The following is a 16,429-nucleotide window of genomic DNA, read 5'->3' as shown; positions in this document are numbered from 1 at the left end:
TTAAAGGAGGATTATATGCATGAATACAAGTTATATGGGAGAAGATTATATTGTAATTAAAGCATTAGAAAATGGGGTAACAATAATTGGACTTACTAGAGGTAAGGATACCAAATTTCATCATACCGAAAAATTAGATAAGGGCGAAGTTATGGTTCTTCAGTTTACTGAACATACTTCAGCAATGAAGATAAGAGGATATGCTGAGATATTTCATAAATTTGGGACAACTATTAGTGGGGAACCGAGTAATAAAAAAGGTTAGTGACTTTATATTTTCGCCCCATAGGGAGGAATTTTATGCATAAAGTAGCGGTATTAACTAGCGGTGGTGATGCTTCAGGAATGAATGCAGCCATAAGGGCGGTAGTTAGATCGGCTATTTTTAATAACATTGAAGTTTATGGAGTTTATCAAGGTTTTGCGGGACTTATAGCCGGAGAATTAGAGAAAATGTCTGCTGGCTCTGTAGCAGATATAATTCATAGAGGTGGAACTATACTGCATACTTCAAGATCTGAAGAGTTTAAAACACACGAAGGAAGGAAAAAAGCAAAAAAAATACTTGATGAACATGGTGTTAATAACCTGGTCGTTATTGGAGGTAATGGGACTTTTAAAGGTGGCTACGAATTTTCAAAACTTGGTATAAATGTAATTGGTATTCCCGCTACAATTGATAACGATATAGTATACACTAATTCAATAGGATATGATACAGCTGTAAATACCGTGCTTAGTGCTATAAACCGAATAAGGGATACTGCAACTAGCCACGGTAGAATTTTTATAATAGAGGTTATGGGAAGAGACTGTGGTGAACTAGCACTTGCTGCTGGAGTAGGTGGTGGAGCTGAATCTATTATCATACCTGAAATTGCAACTGACTTAGATAAAATTATTGATAAGGTTAACAGAGGGATTGAAAGAGGAAAACGTCATAGCATAATTATTGTAGCCGAAGGTATATATCCAATTATGGAGTTAAAAAATGAAATAGTAGAAAGAACTGAGCAGGATACTAGAATAAGTATCCTAGGACATATACAAAGAGGTGGGACACCAACTGCTATAGATAGAATACTTGCATCCTACATGGGCAAAAAAGCAATTGATTCTATATTAGAAGGTAAAAAGAACATAATGATAGGTGGTAGAGTAGATAAAATACTTACTATTCCTTTAGCCGAAGTTATTAATGGTGTAAAAACACCAGAGTTAGGAATGTTTGAAATTGCTCGGATACTTTCTATATGAGGTGGTTATTAATGAGAAAGACAAAAATAATATGTACTATAGGACCTGCAAGTGAAAAAGTAGATGTATTACAACAGTTAATTAATAACGGAATGAATGTAGCTAGACTAAACTTTTCGCATGGTTCGTATGAGGAACATAAAAATAGAATAAATAATGTTAGAGAAGCTTCTAACAAACAAGGTCAACCAGTAGCTATAATGCTAGATACTCGTGGACCAGAAATAAGAACAGGTTTATTAGAAGATAAAAAAGTAATGCTAGAGTCTGGACAAAAATTTATTTTAACTAATAGGGATATAGAAGGTAATAAAAATGAAGTTCAAATAAATTATCCTAATCTACCAAATGAAGTAAGTGAAGGAACATCTATATTACTATCTGATGGCCTAATAAGCTTACAAGTCGAACAGGTAACCGAAACTGATATTATTTGTACGGTGGTCAATGGTGGAGAACTTGGTGAGAGAAAGGGAGTAAATGTTCCTGGAATACGAATTAACCTTCCTTTTTTAAGTACAAAAGATATTGAAGATATTCATTTTGGAATAGATAATGAAGTTGATTTTATTGCTGCATCGTTTGTGAGATCTGCTGAGGATGTATTGGAGATAAAACGTATATTAGAAGAAAGAGAAGCTGATATTGGTATAATTGCTAAAATAGAAAGTCAATCTGGTGTTGATAACTTAGAGGATATAATAAAAGTAGCAGATGGAGTTATGGTAGCTAGAGGAGACCTTGGAGTAGAGATCCCAGCCGAAGAGGTTCCAATAGTTCAGAATACCATGATAGAAAAATGTAATTTTGCTGGAAAAATAGTGATTATAGCAACTCAGATGTTAGATTCTATGATAAATAATCCCCGTCCAACTCGGGCAGAGGTCTCTGATGTAGCGAACGCTATTTTTAGTGGTTCAGATGCAATTATGCTATCTGGTGAGACAGCTGCGGGTAAGTATCCGATTGAAGTAGTTGAAACTATGGCTCGTATAGCAAAAAGGGCTGAAGAAGTTTACCCTTATAGAGAAGTACTTAGACAAAAAAGATCTTTGGAAACACTTTCTGTAACTGATGCTATAAGCTATGCTACCTGTGCTACAGCTATGAATTTAGGTGCTTCAGCCATAATAACAGCAACACGTACTGGTAATACCGCGGCTATGGTAGCAAAGTATAGACCTCAAGCCAAGATAATTGCAGTTACTCCAGAAAAAAAACTCATAAATAGATTGCTACTTTTTTGGGGAGTATATCCAGTACTAAGTGAGGAAACCATAGGGACAGACCAAATGTTAGAAGAATCAATAAAACAATCCTTAACTAATAAACTTATTAGCAATGGTGACTTAGTTATTTTAACAGCGGGTGATCCTACAGGACATTCAGGTGGAACTAATTTACTAAAAGTTCACGTAGTAGGTGATATACTTGTTGAAGGAATGGGTATAGGATCAATTTCATTAAAAGGACAAATTAGAATAGTTGCAAATAAAGATGATTTAAAAAATATTCAACATGGTGAAATTGTTGTAGCTCGGAGCGTGGAAAGTAGTTTTAGTCCTTATTTAGAGAAAATAGCAGGTTTGATAGTGGAAGAAGGCGGTTTGACATCAAATGCAGCAATTATTGGAATTGATGCAAAGATACCAGTAATAGTAGGAGCTAAAGATGCAGTTTCTATATTAAGTAATGAAATGATGGTTACTATGGATGTACCGAGCGGAAGAGTATATAAGGGCTTAGCTAAAATTTTTTAAAAATAGAAAAGGGACTTCGACTTAATTTGTTGAAGTCCCTTTTATTACCTATAACTTGATTCCCTAAAACTCTAATATGAGAAATTTTTTCTCTATTTTCCTTTAAATTCGGCTTTGCGATTTTTTAAAAAAGCATAAAAACCTTCTTTTTGGTCTTCAGATGAAAAGAGCATGGACCACCCTAGTTGCTCCGCGCGGCAACCTGATTTAATATCAGTATCCATTGATAAATTAATAGCATTTTTAGCTTCCCGTAAAGCTAATGGTGACTTTCTAGTTAGTTTCTTAGCAAATTTCTTAGCAGTATCTAAAACTTCAGCAGCTGAAACAACCATGTTTATTAATCCCATCTTTTCAGCAGTAGCAGCATCGAAGAAATCTCCGGTAAATATGTATTGTTTGGCTTTACATATTGATGCATTGCGCGGGAATCTTTGGGTGCCACCAGCACCAGGAAAAATTCCAAGATTTATTTCTGGTAATCCCAAAGTAGCATTATCAGCAACTATTCGTATATCGCAAGCCATAACAAGCTCTAACCCCCCACCTAGAGCTAATCCGTTTACAGCTGCTATAGTTGGCTTATGATTATCTTCGACTGCATAAATAGTCTTATGAGCTTTATCTAAAAAGTCGCGAGCTTCAAATGCATTATAATCTTTAATAGTTTTTAAATCTGCACCAGCAGCAAATGCATTCTCATTGCCACAAATTATTATAACTTTTACTTCAGGGTCATAATGACATCCTTCAAGTATCTCAAAAGTTTCATCTAATAGCTTAACATTTACTGAATTAAACGCTTTTGGGCGATTAATTTGAATTGTTGCTATACCTATTTCATCAACAGATACTATACATGTTTTAAATTGCTTATCCCTATATGACATAATAGAGTCCTCCTAGAATATTTAACATTTTATTTTTTATTTAATCTTAAAAACCTCTGCCAGTTTAAAGAACAACTTTTTTAACAGCACTAGCTAATGCACGAGCAATGTCTAAGCCTATTGTTTTTGCTCCTAAACTGCAATCTTATAATCTCTAAAACCAAATACCTGTTCTTTGTCAGATTTATACTCTAACCACCTCCTAGTTTTAGTTATAGATATATAGTTATTTTTTTATAATTAATTGATTTGCATGCATTAGTGGAAATTTCCTATTGCACATTAATATATCATATTATATTTATGTAAATAGATGAAATTAGTAATTTTTTGACTAAAAAAAAAGCGAACTAAAAAATTGAGTTCGCTAATTATATTTAATCTAATATTTGCTTTGTTCGATTATTGTTATTAAAGTCATAGGATCTAAAATTCCCGAAGTTTTTATATTATTATCTTGTTGGTATTTCAAGATATACTCGTTATCATCTTTTTTACTAACTTGGTCTAACTGAACTAGTATAGCTTCAATTTTTTTTTGGTTAATTTCAGGTAAAGGACTTTTACTTGATTCTTTATAAGGCTTATCTGGGATTTTATTACTATTAGTAATATTAACTTCTTGATCTGTTTTTTGTTTTTTACCAACAACATTTTCTTTTTCTATACTAATTAGGTCAGTATTTTGGTTCAAATACTTAATGTTACTAATTAAGCCTAAAGTTGAGCCAGTTATTACTGCTGCTGTTAAAACAAAAACTAAAAATATATACCCCTCTAACTTCATAAAAAATATCTTCCCCCAAATTTTTTCAAGTAAATATTACCTTAATCATGCCGGATTGTCAACTATTGTAAAATTCTTGGTTTTTTACACTCCATATACTCCATAATCTCCAGCATATGCTCCGGATCCATAAGCTCCATATTTTCTATAAGCTCTATTATCTCTGTGATGTTCATCAACATCTCCTCTTATTAAGCTAACTGATGTTGAATTAAACATTGCAAAAATTTCATCACCTTCACTTAGATTCATTGCATCAAATGCCCCTTTAGTTATGGTAGCAGTTACGGCCTGATCTCCAACATCTATAACAATCTCTGTCATATCTTGGCCTGCTTTTACACTCATTACCCTTCCTACTAGCTTATTAGGATCACTGATTCTCATTTAAAATAACCTCCTTTTTTTATTTTTTATAGGTTGTTCAAAATAAGGAGGTATTATTCCAATTAAATGAGCAATTAAAAATAATTAATTTTTGATTCTGCTACAAAAGTGCTAAGCTAAAATGGAGGTGGAAACCGTGATAAACATGTTTGCTCAGCCGATTTCATAGTTTAAGTTTAGCTTTTTGCAGTGGGACCATTTTTTAAAAAAATTAAATAAAACTTAATACTTGAAGGCGAATTTAGTGCTTAATATAACAAAAGAGGGCTTAAAACCCTCTATTTTTCTTGTTATTCTATATAAACAACTTGTTCGCTTTGTAGTGGTGCCAGAGGTGGGGCTCGAACCCACACGCACTAGGCACACGATTTTGAGTCGCGCTCGTCTGCCAATTCCGACACTCTGGCTTATTAAAAGCTTTATTGCACAAACATTATAATAGTCACTTATTTAGATGTCAAGGAGGTATAAATACACTTAAAATGTATATATAATTAAAAGTTGATTTAGCAATGACTAGTAATTTATTATTAGAGCATATAGGTTCTAGTAGACTAGTTTATCTAAGTACTTTAGTAACAAGGCAATGGTAAAATTTCGTCTTAGATAATAAATGCTAAGCCAAAATGGAAATAAAGACTGATAAGTGGCGTGATAAACATGTTTGCTCAGCCGATTCCATAGTCTAGGTTTAGCTTTTTGCAGTGGAACTACTGTTATTTTTGCATTATTACTATATATTATGAAATATTGGTTAGTTTAATGCATTTATAATGTATGCTATAAAATGGTAAAATAAACTTAAATAAGTGTATTATACATAATAAAGATAAAGAATAATTGTTTGGTAATTAGTGTACACATTGCCTGCTAAATAACAAAGGATTTTAGGTAGTTTTGTTGAATATTGATTAAGTTTTTTCTAACAAATTAGTTTTTTATTTTTTAATATATACTTATAATTCCATATGTTCCTAACAAATTTAATAGCTATAACTTTAGGGGAGAATATTAATGATATCAGATGAGCAACTAGTTAAAAAAGCTAGAGATGGGGATTCTGAGGCGTTTGAAGAGCTGGTTAGTAGATATAAAAATAAAGTATATTCTTTGTCGTTTAGATATATGAGTAATGAAGAAGATGCCTATGATATGGCCCAAGAAGCTTTTCTAAAAGCCTTTCGTTCTTTGCGAACTTTTAAAGGAGATGCAAGTTTTAGCACTTGGATTTATCGTATTACAACCAATGTATGTTTAGATGAATTGCGGCGTAGAAAAAGAAGAATTGCCCCCTTATCTCTCAATGAACCTTTAGCGACTCATGAAGGTGATGAAGTAGAAAAAGAAATTCCTGACACATCTCCAACAGCTGACATATTATATGAACAAAAAGAATTTGCAGGTTACATACAACACATATTGGACCAAATAAAACCTGAACATAAAACAGCAATTATTTTAAGAGATATGATGGATTTAACTTATGAAGAAATATCTGAAGTATTAAATTGTTCTGTGGGTACGGTTAAATCCAGGTTAAACCGTGCGCGAACTGCTTTGCGGAAAAAATTATCTGACAGGGAACTTTTACCTTAATTGCCTCGTCTAAATTAGCGAGGAGGACTTAAAATGAGATGTGAGCATATAAGGGAATTATTTTCACCTTATCTTGATGAAATGACAACTGAAAAAGAAAACGAGGCTATAAAAGCTCATCTAAACGTCTGCTCACAATGTCGTGAAGAGTTTGATCACCTAAAGACGGTATGCGTTATGATGCGTAATATTGAAAATCTAGAGGCTCCAGAAGAGTTTTCAGAGGATTTAAAGAAACGTTTAATGCATGAGAAGGTTAAAGTCTTCGGAAATAAGGACATTAAAACCCCGAGAAGACCAGGATGGGTTGCAGCAAGCGTTGCAGGTGTTGCTTTGGCTATAGGTATCTATGCAAGTAGCTTTATACCTTTTAAATCAATTGTGGCTTCAGTAGAAGACTGGATGGAGGGTGAATCTGAAAAACCACAAATAGCAGTAGAAGATATTATAAATCGAGTTAAATTGCAATGGGAAATGAGCGAAGATAAAGATAAAGACCCTAGTTCGGACATAATACCGGGAGAAGTTGATGAAGAACCCATAACACCAGATGAAGATAAGGATACAATTGATGAAGATGAAAGCACAAAAGAAGAACCTAAAGATATAAAAGATGAAGAAGATGATAAGCCTATAACAATAGCAAAAGAACCTGAACCTAAGGAAGTTAATGTTGTAACAACAAAAGTTAGAGTAGAAAACATAGAAGATTCAATTAGAGAAGTTATAAAAATAGCAGAAGCAAATACTGGTCAATATCATCTGCCAGCTTCTGATAGAAATACTATGCAAGCTTTTGATAGTAATAATGTTAAAATAGTTTCAATAACAGTTAAAGAAGAAAAGAAAGACAAAGTAATAGAGGAATTAGATCCATTAGGTAAGGTTGGAACCTCGGTTAGTGATAAAATAGTTCTTACACAGGAGTATGAAAACGCAGTTGAACAAATTAATTCATTGGAAGATCAGAAAAAAGAAATTACTGAAAAGGATGAACTAACAGAGGAAGAAAAAAATAAGCTAAAAATTATAGAAAATGATATTGCTAAATGGGCAAATACTAAAGAAGCTATAGAAAAAGAGGTAAATATGGTAACTGTTGAAGTTTATCTTATAGAGGAAATGAAACCTTAAATATATTAAGACAAATAAAATTGGATATACTATCATAGGGCAGGAAATAATTCCTGTCCTATTGAATTTTATAGGGATAAATAAAATATGGTGGTGTAGATGATGTCTGATAAAAAATTGATGCTAATAGATGGGAATAGCCTATTGTATAGAGCTTTTTATGCGCTTCCACTTTTGCATAATAGAGAAGGTATATATACCAACGGGGTATATGGTTTTTTAACTATGTATAATAGGATAGTTGAGCAAGAAAAACCAACCCATATCGTAGTAGCCTTTGATATGGATAAGAAAACATTTAGAACGGAAAGGTTTGTTGATTATAAAGCTAATAGGTCTGCTCCCCCTGATGAACTTACTCCTCAGTTTCAATTGCTAAGGGATGTTTTAAAGGCACTTAAAGTAAAATACATTGAAGTTCCAGGGTTTGAAGCAGATGATATAATTGGAACCATAAGTAAAATAGCGGAAACTCAAGGTGTGAGTAGTATTATAGTTACTGGTGATGGTGATAATCTTCAGTTAGTTTCTGATTCAGTAAAAGTCTTAATGACTAAAAAAGGTATTACAGATATACAGTTATACGATATAAACAAAGTGATAGAAAAGTGGGAAGTACCACCAGAAAAAATGATAGAAATTAAAGCTTTAATGGGGGATTCATCTGATAATATACCTGGTGTTCCAGGAGTAGGCGCAAAAACTGCCATAAAACTTATTAAACAATTTAATAAGTTAGAGAATATTTATGAAAATTTAGACCAAGTAAGTGGGAAGAAACTAAAAGAGAGATTAGCAGAAAATAGAGATAAGGCATTTTTAAGTCGTGAGCTAGCTGAAATAGTTAGAGATATGGATTTAGATATTGAAATAGATGAATTTCAAAAGAGTGAACCAGATTATGAAAATTTAATTCAAATATACAAACGATTAGAGTTTAATAATTTTTTAGCGACTTTAAACAAGAAAGCCGGATCAACAGCTAAGGAGCTTGAAAAAATAGATGTAATAGAGCTTGAATGTGAAGAAGATGTAGAAAAACTTATAAAGCAGATAAGTAAAGACGATTTACTATCCTTATATTTTAAAACTGATTATCATCACCCTATGTGGTGTAATCTTAAATCAATATATATAGAGTTTCGTAAACAAGTGTATAGCTTAAATATAGGAGAAAAAATTAATTATAAAATTTCCTGGTTAAAACCATTTTTTGAAGCTAAAGATATTAAAAAACTTATCCACAACCAGAAGTTTGTACAAGTATTGTTGAGTAGATATGGTATACAGCTTAGAGGTATAGAATGTGACACCATGCTTCTTACTTATATTAATGATTCTCAAATACAAAATGAGTCTTTAAGTAATGTGATATTACAATATCTTAATGTTACTGTTACAGAAGATAATCCCGAGTGCTTAGTTATAAAAATTCAGGATTTATATCAAGTATTAATCAAAGACTTACCCCAAGATTTAAAGTACTTATTATACAATGTAGAAATACCATTATCAAATACTTTGGGGAAAATGGAAATTGCAGGAATAAAAGTGAATAAAAAAATACTAGAAACCATATCTGAAGAATTTTCGATTAGACTTTCTAAAGATGAAGAACGGATATATGAACTTGCAGGTGGAAGTTTCAATATTAACTCACCTAAGCAATTAGGAAAAGTGCTATTCGAAGATTTAGGTTTAAGGGTAGTCAAAAAAACAAAGACTGGCTACTCTACAGGAGCTGAAGTATTAGAAGAACTATACGATGAGCATGAGATAATACCTTATATTTTAGATTATAGGCATGTAAGTAAGCTCAAATCAACATATGTTGATGCATTACAAGAGCTTATTCATGTTGATACGGGTAGAGTACATACCATTTTCAAACAAGCTCTAACTACTACAGGCAGACTTTCAAGTGTTGAACCAAATTTGCAAAATATTCCCATTAAAATGGAGGAAGGGCGCAGAATAAGAAATGCATTTACTGCCAAAGATGATTGGTACTTAATATCTGCCGACTATTCTCAAATTGATCTTCGTGCACTAGCACATATAAGCGAGGATGCAACACTAATAGAAACGTTTAAAAAAGGTATAGATATACACACACGTACAGCCTCTGAAATTTTTAATGTAGATATATCTGATGTTAATTCAGATTTAAGACGTAGAGCTAAAGCAGTTAACTTTGGAATTGTTTATGGTATAAGTGATTTTGGTCTATCTAGAGATACAGGAGTTAGTAGAAAGGAAGCCAAAAGGTATATCGAGGAATATCTAGACTCCTATCCAGGAGTACGACAATACATGGATAATATAGTGGAGTTTGGGAAAAAACATGGTTATGTTGAAACTGTTTTAAAACGTCGTAGATATTTACCTGATTTAAATGCTAAAAATAAAATGGTACAGTCTTTTGCTAAGAGAATGGCTCTTAACACACCGATACAGGGGAGCTCAGCTGATATAATAAAACTAGCTATGCTAAAAATAAATGATGAAATCGAAACTAGAAAACTGAAATCACAGCTATTAATACAAGTTCATGATGACTTACTGCTAGAAGTTCCCAAAGAAGAAATTGAGGAAACTACAGCTATTGTAAAAGAAGCTATGGAAAATGCCTATAGCTTAAAGGTGCCTTTAGAAGTATCCTTAAATATAGGACGTAATTGGTACGAGATGGAAGAATGGAAATAACGGAGGAAAAATAATGCCTGAATTGCCTGAGATTGAAACTATACGTAAATCTTTTGATAAAATTAAAAATACAATTATTCTTGATGTAGAGTTTAGACGAGAAGATATTATTAGGCAAAAAGATTACTCACCTGAAAAAATTCCTCAAAAACAAATAATAGATATTAACCGCCGAGGGAAGTTTTTAATTATAGTTTTAGAAAAAAATATGTATATTATACTTCATATGGGAATGAGTGGTAGATGTTACATTATGAATGTCGATGCTAATATAGCCGAGTCTCATGTACATTTAGTGGTAACATTAAATAATAAAACAAAGATAGTATATCAAGATCCTAGGCGTTTTGGTGGAGTATGGTTAGTTAAAGATATGGAAGGATTTTTCTCTCATATAGGGAAAGAACCATTATCAGATGAATTTACAGCAAATTATCTTTATGAATTAACTAGGAAAAGAAAAACACCGATTAAAAACCTATTATTAAATCAACGTCTAATAGCAGGAATAGGAAATATTTATGCTGATGAAGCTTTATACATGGCAGAGGTTCGTCCTAACCGTCCCGCAAACACATTAACCAAAAAGGAAGCCCAAAAACTTAGAAATGCAATAAGAAAGGTTTTAAATACTAGTATAGAAAATAGGGGGACAACCTTTAGAGATTTTAGAGATGGGTATAATGAATCAGGACATTTTCAAAACTACCTAAAAGTATATGGTAAAACTAATGAACCTTGTCCTGTTTGTACACAGATTTTAACCCGAGAAAAAATTGGTGGTAGAACTAGTCACTATTGTGATAATTGCCAAAACTAGACAGGCTACCAAGGGAACACTTTAATAGCTTTATCCATATAGTAGATATATATATAACAATGGGTAGAGGTGGCTTATATGGAGTTTTTAATAGTGTTCCTTTTTGCTGTTGCTGTTAGTGCTGATGGTTTTGTTGTAGGATTGGCCTATGGAGTTAGGAATATAAAAATCCCTTTTGCTTCATTAATAGTTATAGCTATGGCATCAGCTTTGGCAGTAACTATTTCTATGTTATTTGGTATGGGCATTGCATCCCTACTCAGTCCACAGGTAGCTGCTAGTGTAGGTGCTGTTATATTAATTATTATGGGAATTTATTTCTTATTTCAAGGAGTAAAAGATAGAATAAATAGTTTGGATGAAGATGAACAAAAACTTTTATTAGAATTTAATATAAAGCCTCTTGGAATAATAGTACATATACTTAAAGAACCTTCAACAGCAGATTTTGATGATTCAGGTGTTATTAGTGCTAAAGAGGCGTTTTTTCTAGGTGTAGCATTAGCTTTAGATGCTTTTGGTGCTGGTATAGGAGCAGCAATGACTGGATTTAATGTAATCTTAACAGCAACTTGTGTAGGAATTCTCAAATTTTTACTAGTAAATGGAGGTTTATTTCTAGGTAAACTAATGATAAATGAGAAAATAAAAATAGTATCGTCTATTTTACCTGGTTTAATCTTGATTATACTTGGTATAATTGGATTAAATTAAATTTAACAGAAAAGTCGGTGTTAGCATGAAAATAATAGGATTAACAGGTGGAATTGCTAGTGGAAAAAGTACAGTTGCTAATGCTTTAAAGGATCTTGGAGCTATAATTATTGAAGCAGATAAACTAGCACATCAAATTATTGAACCCGATAAACCCGCATATGAAGAAATAATAAAAACCTTTGGTCAAGAAATATTAAATGACGACTTAACCATAAATCGGGATGAGTTAGGTAAACTAGTATTTAATAATCCTGAAAAATTAGAAAAATTAAATAATATAACACATCCTCGTGTAATAGAAAGTTTTAAAAACCAAATTCAAGCTATTAATAAAAGCCAACCAAATGCTGTAGTAGTCTTTGAAATACCATTATTATATGAAATAAATATACAGCATATATGTGATGAGGTATGGGTAGTATGGATTGATCGTGAAACCCAAATTGAAAGGTTAAAGTTACGTGATGGCTTTACTGAGGAAGAAGCTATAAAAAGAATAGATTCTCAAATGTCATTAGATGAAAAAGCAAAAAGAGCTAATAGGGTTATTGACAATAGGAAAGGTAAAGAGGAAACAATAAGAATAGCAACCAAATATTACAATGAAATTTTATAAAATTGTAAAATAAAATTGTATTAGATAAATTTTTGTTGGGGAGGATATAAGTTTGTCTAGATTTCGTAAGCCTAGAGCATCAATATTTATATGGCTATTTATTTTAATATTTTTATTTATTATAATTACCTTTCCTAGATGGATAACTGTTTTTTATCCTCAGCCTCACAAAGATTTAATCTTTTCTTCTGCATATGAGTATCAAATAGATCCCTATCTAATATTTTCTATAATTCGAGCTGAAAGTAAATTTCAAACTACTGCAGAATCTCCGGTTGGAGCTAAAGGGCTTATGCAGATAATGCCAGATACAGCATTATGGATAGCAGAGCAAAGAGGTGTTGAAGACTTTCAAATAGATGAACTTCACAAACCAGAGATCAATATTGATTTTGGCTGTTGGTACTTGGCTAGTCTTAAAAAAGAATTTGATGGACAGCTACCAATAGTTATAGCAGCTTATAATGCAGGAAGAGGTAAAGTTGTGAATTGGATTGAAGTAGGGCAGTGGGATGGTACTGAAGATAATGTAGAACAAATACCCTTTAGTGAAACTAGAAAGTATGTAAAAAACGTATTAAAAAATTACCAAGCATATCATGCCATATATAATTCATAGTTTTTCATTCTTATAAAAAATCAATATATAACTATTATTAACATTAGTAATATTTACCCGCTTTACTCAATATAATGTCCTAAGACAAGTTGAGTAGAGGAGGGTACAATTACAATGTTCTTAGATAAAAAGAAAATGGCTTTACTAGTTTCTATTATCGGACTAGCATTATTAATTGGTATAATTATTCACATAAAAAATCAGACATTATATACAGCTAGTCTAGATACACGCCCTTTTAATATAGGGTTAGTTGGTAATGTAGAAACATTTGAACCTGCTAATGTATTTACACAAGAAGAAAAAATTTTAGCTTCAACTATGTACGAAAGTTTAGTGTATTATGATGAAAGCTCTAAATCATTAAAGCCGCTATTAGCTACCGATTGGAAATATTCTGGTGATAGCAAAACAATTACTATTAACATAAACACTAATATAAGGTTTCATAATGGTAAATTATTGACTGCACAGGATGTAAAAGATTCTTGGGAGTATAATTTTTCAACAACAAAGGATTGGGATAATATTAACCTGTTAATGCCCATAAGCGGTTCTAAAGAAAGGCTTGAGGGAAAAACTGCAGATATAGCAGGTATACAAGCAATAGATAAACGGACATTAAAAATTGAACTTAATGAGCCCAATGCTGCATTTATGCACTATCTAACTCATCCATTATTCTATGTTTTTGATACCCAAGATGAGGTGGAACCAGCTGTAGGAACTGGTCCTTTTATATTTAAAGAAGAAAATGAATCTGGTCAAATTATTCTAGAAATAAATGATAGGTATCACAGGGGTCTACCCAAAATAGCATCTATTAATGTAGACGTTTATGAAGACGTTTTTCAAGCATTTGGTGATTATAAAGCAGGTAAACTTGATTACTTAAATCAAGTTCCTCTAAAGGAAGTGAAAAACTTAAAAGATCATTCTCGATATAAAGATTTATTTATTAATCGTCCTTTATATGAAACCTATTCTTTAGGTTTTAACATCAATAAAGCTCCTTTTGCAGATAACTATCTTTTACGTAGAGCATTAAACTATGGTATAGATCGTGATGTAATAATAGAAACTGTTTTAGGTGACTCTTATCGAGCTAGCAAAGGTGTTATTCCTTTTGGATTGCCAGGTTATAATAATCAAATGCCTGGTTATAGCTATAATCCAGATAAAGCGAAAGAGTTATTAGAAGAAGCAGGCTATCCTTTAGGGGAAGGGCTTAGTCCTTTAACTTTAACAATTAACAAAAATGATGGCCACAGAATGGTCGCCTTAACAGTAATTGATCAACTTGCTCAATTAGGAATTGAAGTTCAATTACAAGAAATGGATTGGGATTACTATAAAAAACAACTGAACAATATGAGCTTGTCTTTTTTCAGAATAAGCTGGAAAGCCGACTACCCAGATGCTGATACCTTTCTATATAATATGTTTCACAGTTCCCAAAAAGGTAAAAGTAACTTTTCAGGATATCACAACCAACAAGTAGATAAGATTCTTGATGCATCACGTGCAGAGACTAAGAGTGTTCAAGAAAGGGTAAAATTGCTCAATAGGGCTGAAGAGATAATTATTGATGATTCACCCTTTTTATGGCTATTTCAAAAAGAGTCAGCTGCTATAGTAGGTGAAAACGTAAGAAACTTAACTTTAAATGGTTTAGAAATGGTGGACTGGTATAAAGTTGAGTTATTAAAACCTTCCTTAGATGATAATGAAAAACCTAGCACTAATGGAGAAGTGTAGATACTTAAATAACTTAATATAATTGACAATTATAATAACGCTGTTGTATAATGTCCTTTGTCAGAATAACAACAAAATGATATGCGGTGGTGGTGGAACGGGCAGACACGCTAGTTTGAGGGACTAGTTCTTAACAGGAGTGCGGGTTCAAGTCCCGCCCACCGCACCATACAGTTCTTATAAGTCATGGATTAACCATGGCTTTTTTATTTTTCTGGTAAACTAGGATGTTTTGTATATTAATAGGTAAAATAATATTAAAAATAAATTTTTTATAAGCCCCCTGTTTTTTGAAATTGTGAATCTTTTAAAGTATTCTTTTATACTATGCTGATATTTTGCAAATTTGTATTATATGCTTTAATACACAACCTTGACATGATAAACGAAATGTTTTTAGTATACAAAATAGCTGATGCTTTTTAAAGTTAATGGGGGTGTTTTAAAGAATAATATTAAAAAACTAATTATTGGAGGTTTAATAATGAAAAATAATTCAATTTTATTAGCTATATTATTAATATCAACAATTTTTATCTTATCTGCATGTGCTCCAGATGCTGACCATAGAGATGATACAATTAGGATAGGGGTAAATAATATAGCAGAAGATTCGATAGCAGATGTTGAAGTTTCTAATATGTGGCAAATATTACTACAAGAAAATGGATATAATGTTGAAGTAATTGAAGTCGGGAAAGAGATGCTATTTCAAGGAGTTGCACAAGGCAATCTTGATATTGGGATGGAAGTTTTGATTCCTCAAGATAATATCTTGATTGAGGAGTATGGCGCTGATTTTGACATTCAGGATAAGTGGTATAAGGAGACTAGATATGGGTTAGTTGTTCCATCTTATGTAGAGGTTAATAGTATAAGTGAATTAAATGAAAAAAAGGATATACTTAATAACGAGATTATTGGGATTGAACCTGGTTCAAATATAAATGAACTTACTGAAAAAGCAATAGAAGAATACGGATTAGATTTTGAAGTTGTAGAAATATCCGAACCTGCCATGATTGAAGCTTTAGGTGAAGCATATGAAGACAAAGAGCCTATAGCAGTAACATTATGGAAGCCCCATCGAGTTTATGCTTACTATGATTTAAAACATCTTGATGATCCTAATAACATATATGGAGATGGAGATGATATTGCCTTTATTACTAGAGAAGGATTTGCAGAAGATTTTTCAGATGTTGTGCAATGGATGAATAATTGGTTTATGACAGATGAAAATCTTAGTGACTTAATGGCAATTATTGAAGAAGAAGAAGACCCAGTAAACGGTGCTAATGCTTGGGTTAATGAAAATCGTGATTTAATAGATGAGTGGATTACTAATTAGGCTAAATAAAAATTACATGGATTAATATTTT

General features: G+C 32.1%; 15 protein-coding genes and 2 tRNA genes. 13 read left to right on the top strand and 4 right to left on the bottom strand.

The genetic code is table 11. The features are described from left to right. Positions 1-19: 19 nt before the first annotated feature. The 3 genes from mtrB to pyk are packed head-to-tail and all read left to right on the top strand — an operon-like array spanning position 20 to position 3,017. Positions 20-265, top strand: coding sequence for a trp RNA-binding attenuation protein MtrB (gene mtrB, locus SYNTR_RS07895; protein ID WP_156204001.1), 246 nt, complete (start codon positions 20-22; stop codon positions 263-265). Positions 266-300: 35 nt separating this feature from the next. Beyond that, positions 301-1,257 carry a 6-phosphofructokinase gene (gene pfkA / locus SYNTR_RS07890; RefSeq protein WP_156204000.1) on the top strand — a complete coding sequence of 319 codons (957 nt, stop codon included), beginning with the start codon at positions 301-303 and terminating at the stop codon, positions 1,255-1,257. 11 nt (positions 1,258-1,268) lie between these two features. After that, the gene (pyk, locus tag SYNTR_RS07885) at positions 1,269-3,017 is read left to right on the top strand and encodes a pyruvate kinase (RefSeq protein ID WP_156203999.1); all 1,749 of its coding nucleotides are present in this window, start codon (positions 1,269-1,271) and stop codon (positions 3,015-3,017) included. 92 nt (positions 3,018-3,109) lie between these two features. Here pyk and SYNTR_RS07880 read toward each other — a convergent pair whose 3' ends face one another. From SYNTR_RS07880 to SYNTR_RS07865, 4 genes are all read right to left on the bottom strand, one after another. Next, entirely contained in the window at positions 3,110-3,907 is a 798-nt protein-coding gene (locus SYNTR_RS07880) for an enoyl-CoA hydratase/isomerase family protein (RefSeq protein WP_156203998.1), read from the bottom strand. A gap of 382 nt (positions 3,908-4,289) precedes the next feature. After that, a complete protein-coding gene (locus tag SYNTR_RS07875; protein ID WP_156203997.1) occupies positions 4,290-4,694 on the bottom strand; it encodes a hypothetical protein in 405 nt (134 codons plus the stop codon). Positions 4,695-4,778: 84 nt separating this feature from the next. Next, the gene (locus tag SYNTR_RS07870; RefSeq protein ID WP_156203996.1) at positions 4,779-5,081 is read right to left on the bottom strand and encodes a TOBE domain-containing protein; all 303 of its coding nucleotides are present in this window, start codon (positions 5,079-5,081) and stop codon (positions 4,779-4,781) included. Positions 5,082-5,404: 323 nt separating this feature from the next. Further along, positions 5,405-5,488, bottom strand: a tRNA-Leu gene (locus tag SYNTR_RS07865). A 607-nt stretch (positions 5,489-6,095) separates the two neighbouring features. On the opposite strand from SYNTR_RS07865, the gene SYNTR_RS07860 reads away from it, so the two are divergent. The 10 genes from SYNTR_RS07860 to SYNTR_RS07815 all read left to right on the top strand — a co-directional run bounded on the left by SYNTR_RS07860 (position 6,096) and on the right by SYNTR_RS07815 (position 16,398). Beyond that, positions 6,096-6,677: an RNA polymerase sigma factor gene (locus SYNTR_RS07860; protein WP_156203995.1), complete on the top strand. Its 582-nt coding sequence runs from the start codon at positions 6,096-6,098 to the stop codon at positions 6,675-6,677. Between the two features lie 33 nt (positions 6,678-6,710). Next, on the top strand, positions 6,711-7,811 hold the full coding sequence (locus SYNTR_RS07855; protein ID WP_156203994.1) for a zf-HC2 domain-containing protein: 1,101 nt from the start codon (positions 6,711-6,713) through the stop codon (positions 7,809-7,811). Positions 7,812-7,910: 99 nt separating this feature from the next. Further along, positions 7,911-10,517 (top strand): DNA polymerase I, encoded by a 2,607-nt coding sequence (gene polA, locus SYNTR_RS07850; RefSeq protein ID WP_243140160.1) that lies wholly within the window; start codon positions 7,911-7,913, stop codon positions 10,515-10,517. 13 nt (positions 10,518-10,530) lie between these two features. After that, the gene (mutM, locus tag SYNTR_RS07845; RefSeq protein ID WP_156203993.1) at positions 10,531-11,337 is read left to right on the top strand and encodes a bifunctional DNA-formamidopyrimidine glycosylase/DNA-(apurinic or apyrimidinic site) lyase; all 807 of its coding nucleotides are present in this window, start codon (positions 10,531-10,533) and stop codon (positions 11,335-11,337) included. A 78-nt stretch (positions 11,338-11,415) separates the two neighbouring features. Next, positions 11,416-12,051, top strand: a complete 636-nt coding sequence (gene ytaF, locus SYNTR_RS07840; RefSeq protein ID WP_156203992.1) for a sporulation membrane protein YtaF — start codon at positions 11,416-11,418, stop codon at positions 12,049-12,051. Between the two features lie 25 nt (positions 12,052-12,076). After that, positions 12,077-12,670 carry a dephospho-CoA kinase gene (gene coaE / locus SYNTR_RS07835; RefSeq protein ID WP_156203991.1) on the top strand — a complete coding sequence of 198 codons (594 nt, stop codon included), beginning with the start codon at positions 12,077-12,079 and terminating at the stop codon, positions 12,668-12,670. A gap of 52 nt (positions 12,671-12,722) precedes the next feature. After that, a complete protein-coding gene (locus SYNTR_RS07830; protein WP_156203990.1) occupies positions 12,723-13,289 on the top strand; it encodes a lytic transglycosylase domain-containing protein in 567 nt (188 codons plus the stop codon). 114 nt (positions 13,290-13,403) lie between these two features. After that, positions 13,404-15,047 carry an ABC transporter substrate-binding protein gene (locus tag SYNTR_RS07825; RefSeq protein ID WP_156203989.1) on the top strand — a complete coding sequence of 548 codons (1,644 nt, stop codon included), beginning with the start codon at positions 13,404-13,406 and terminating at the stop codon, positions 15,045-15,047. Between the two features lie 83 nt (positions 15,048-15,130). Continuing rightward, positions 15,131-15,216: transfer RNA gene (locus tag SYNTR_RS07820), tRNA-Leu, on the top strand. Between the two features lie 315 nt (positions 15,217-15,531). Continuing rightward, positions 15,532-16,398: a glycine betaine ABC transporter substrate-binding protein gene (locus SYNTR_RS07815; RefSeq protein WP_156203988.1), complete on the top strand. Its 867-nt coding sequence runs from the start codon at positions 15,532-15,534 to the stop codon at positions 16,396-16,398. Positions 16,399-16,429 lie beyond the last annotated feature (31 nt).

The sequence above is a fragment of the Candidatus Syntrophocurvum alkaliphilum genome (genome assembly GCF_009734445.1).
Classification (GTDB): Bacteria; Bacillota; Syntrophomonadia; order Syntrophomonadales; family Syntrophomonadaceae; genus Syntrophocurvum; species Syntrophocurvum alkaliphilum.
The sequence above is the reverse complement of the archived record's forward strand: the minus strand, read 5'-3'. Positions and strand labels throughout refer to the sequence as shown.

Bases quoted from the DNA above. Each gene is read 5' to 3' on its own strand.
- mtrB (WP_156204001.1), top strand. From the start codon at position 20: ATGAATACAAGTTATATGGGAGAAGATTATATTGTAATTAAAGCATTA.
- pfkA (WP_156204000.1), top strand. From the start codon at position 301: ATGCATAAAGTAGCGGTATTAACTAGCGGTGGTGATGCTTCAGGAATG.
- pyk (WP_156203999.1), top strand. From the start codon at position 1,269: ATGAGAAAGACAAAAATAATATGTACTATAGGACCTGCAAGTGAAAAA.
- SYNTR_RS07880 (WP_156203998.1), bottom strand. From the start codon at position 3,907: ATGTCATATAGGGATAAGCAATTTAAAACATGTATAGTATCTGTTGAT.
- SYNTR_RS07875 (WP_156203997.1), bottom strand. From the start codon at position 4,694: ATGAAGTTAGAGGGGTATATATTTTTAGTTTTTGTTTTAACAGCAGCA.
- SYNTR_RS07870 (WP_156203996.1), bottom strand. From the start codon at position 5,081: ATGAGAATCAGTGATCCTAATAAGCTAGTAGGAAGGGTAATGAGTGTA.
- SYNTR_RS07860 (WP_156203995.1), top strand. From the start codon at position 6,096: ATGATATCAGATGAGCAACTAGTTAAAAAAGCTAGAGATGGGGATTCT.
- SYNTR_RS07855 (WP_156203994.1), top strand. From the start codon at position 6,711: ATGAGATGTGAGCATATAAGGGAATTATTTTCACCTTATCTTGATGAA.
- polA (WP_243140160.1), top strand. From the start codon at position 7,911: ATGATGTCTGATAAAAAATTGATGCTAATAGATGGGAATAGCCTATTG.
- mutM (WP_156203993.1), top strand. From the start codon at position 10,531: ATGCCTGAATTGCCTGAGATTGAAACTATACGTAAATCTTTTGATAAA.
- ytaF (WP_156203992.1), top strand. From the start codon at position 11,416: ATGGAGTTTTTAATAGTGTTCCTTTTTGCTGTTGCTGTTAGTGCTGAT.
- coaE (WP_156203991.1), top strand. From the start codon at position 12,077: ATGAAAATAATAGGATTAACAGGTGGAATTGCTAGTGGAAAAAGTACA.
- SYNTR_RS07825 (WP_156203989.1), top strand. From the start codon at position 13,404: ATGTTCTTAGATAAAAAGAAAATGGCTTTACTAGTTTCTATTATCGGA.
- SYNTR_RS07815 (WP_156203988.1), top strand. From the start codon at position 15,532: ATGAAAAATAATTCAATTTTATTAGCTATATTATTAATATCAACAATT.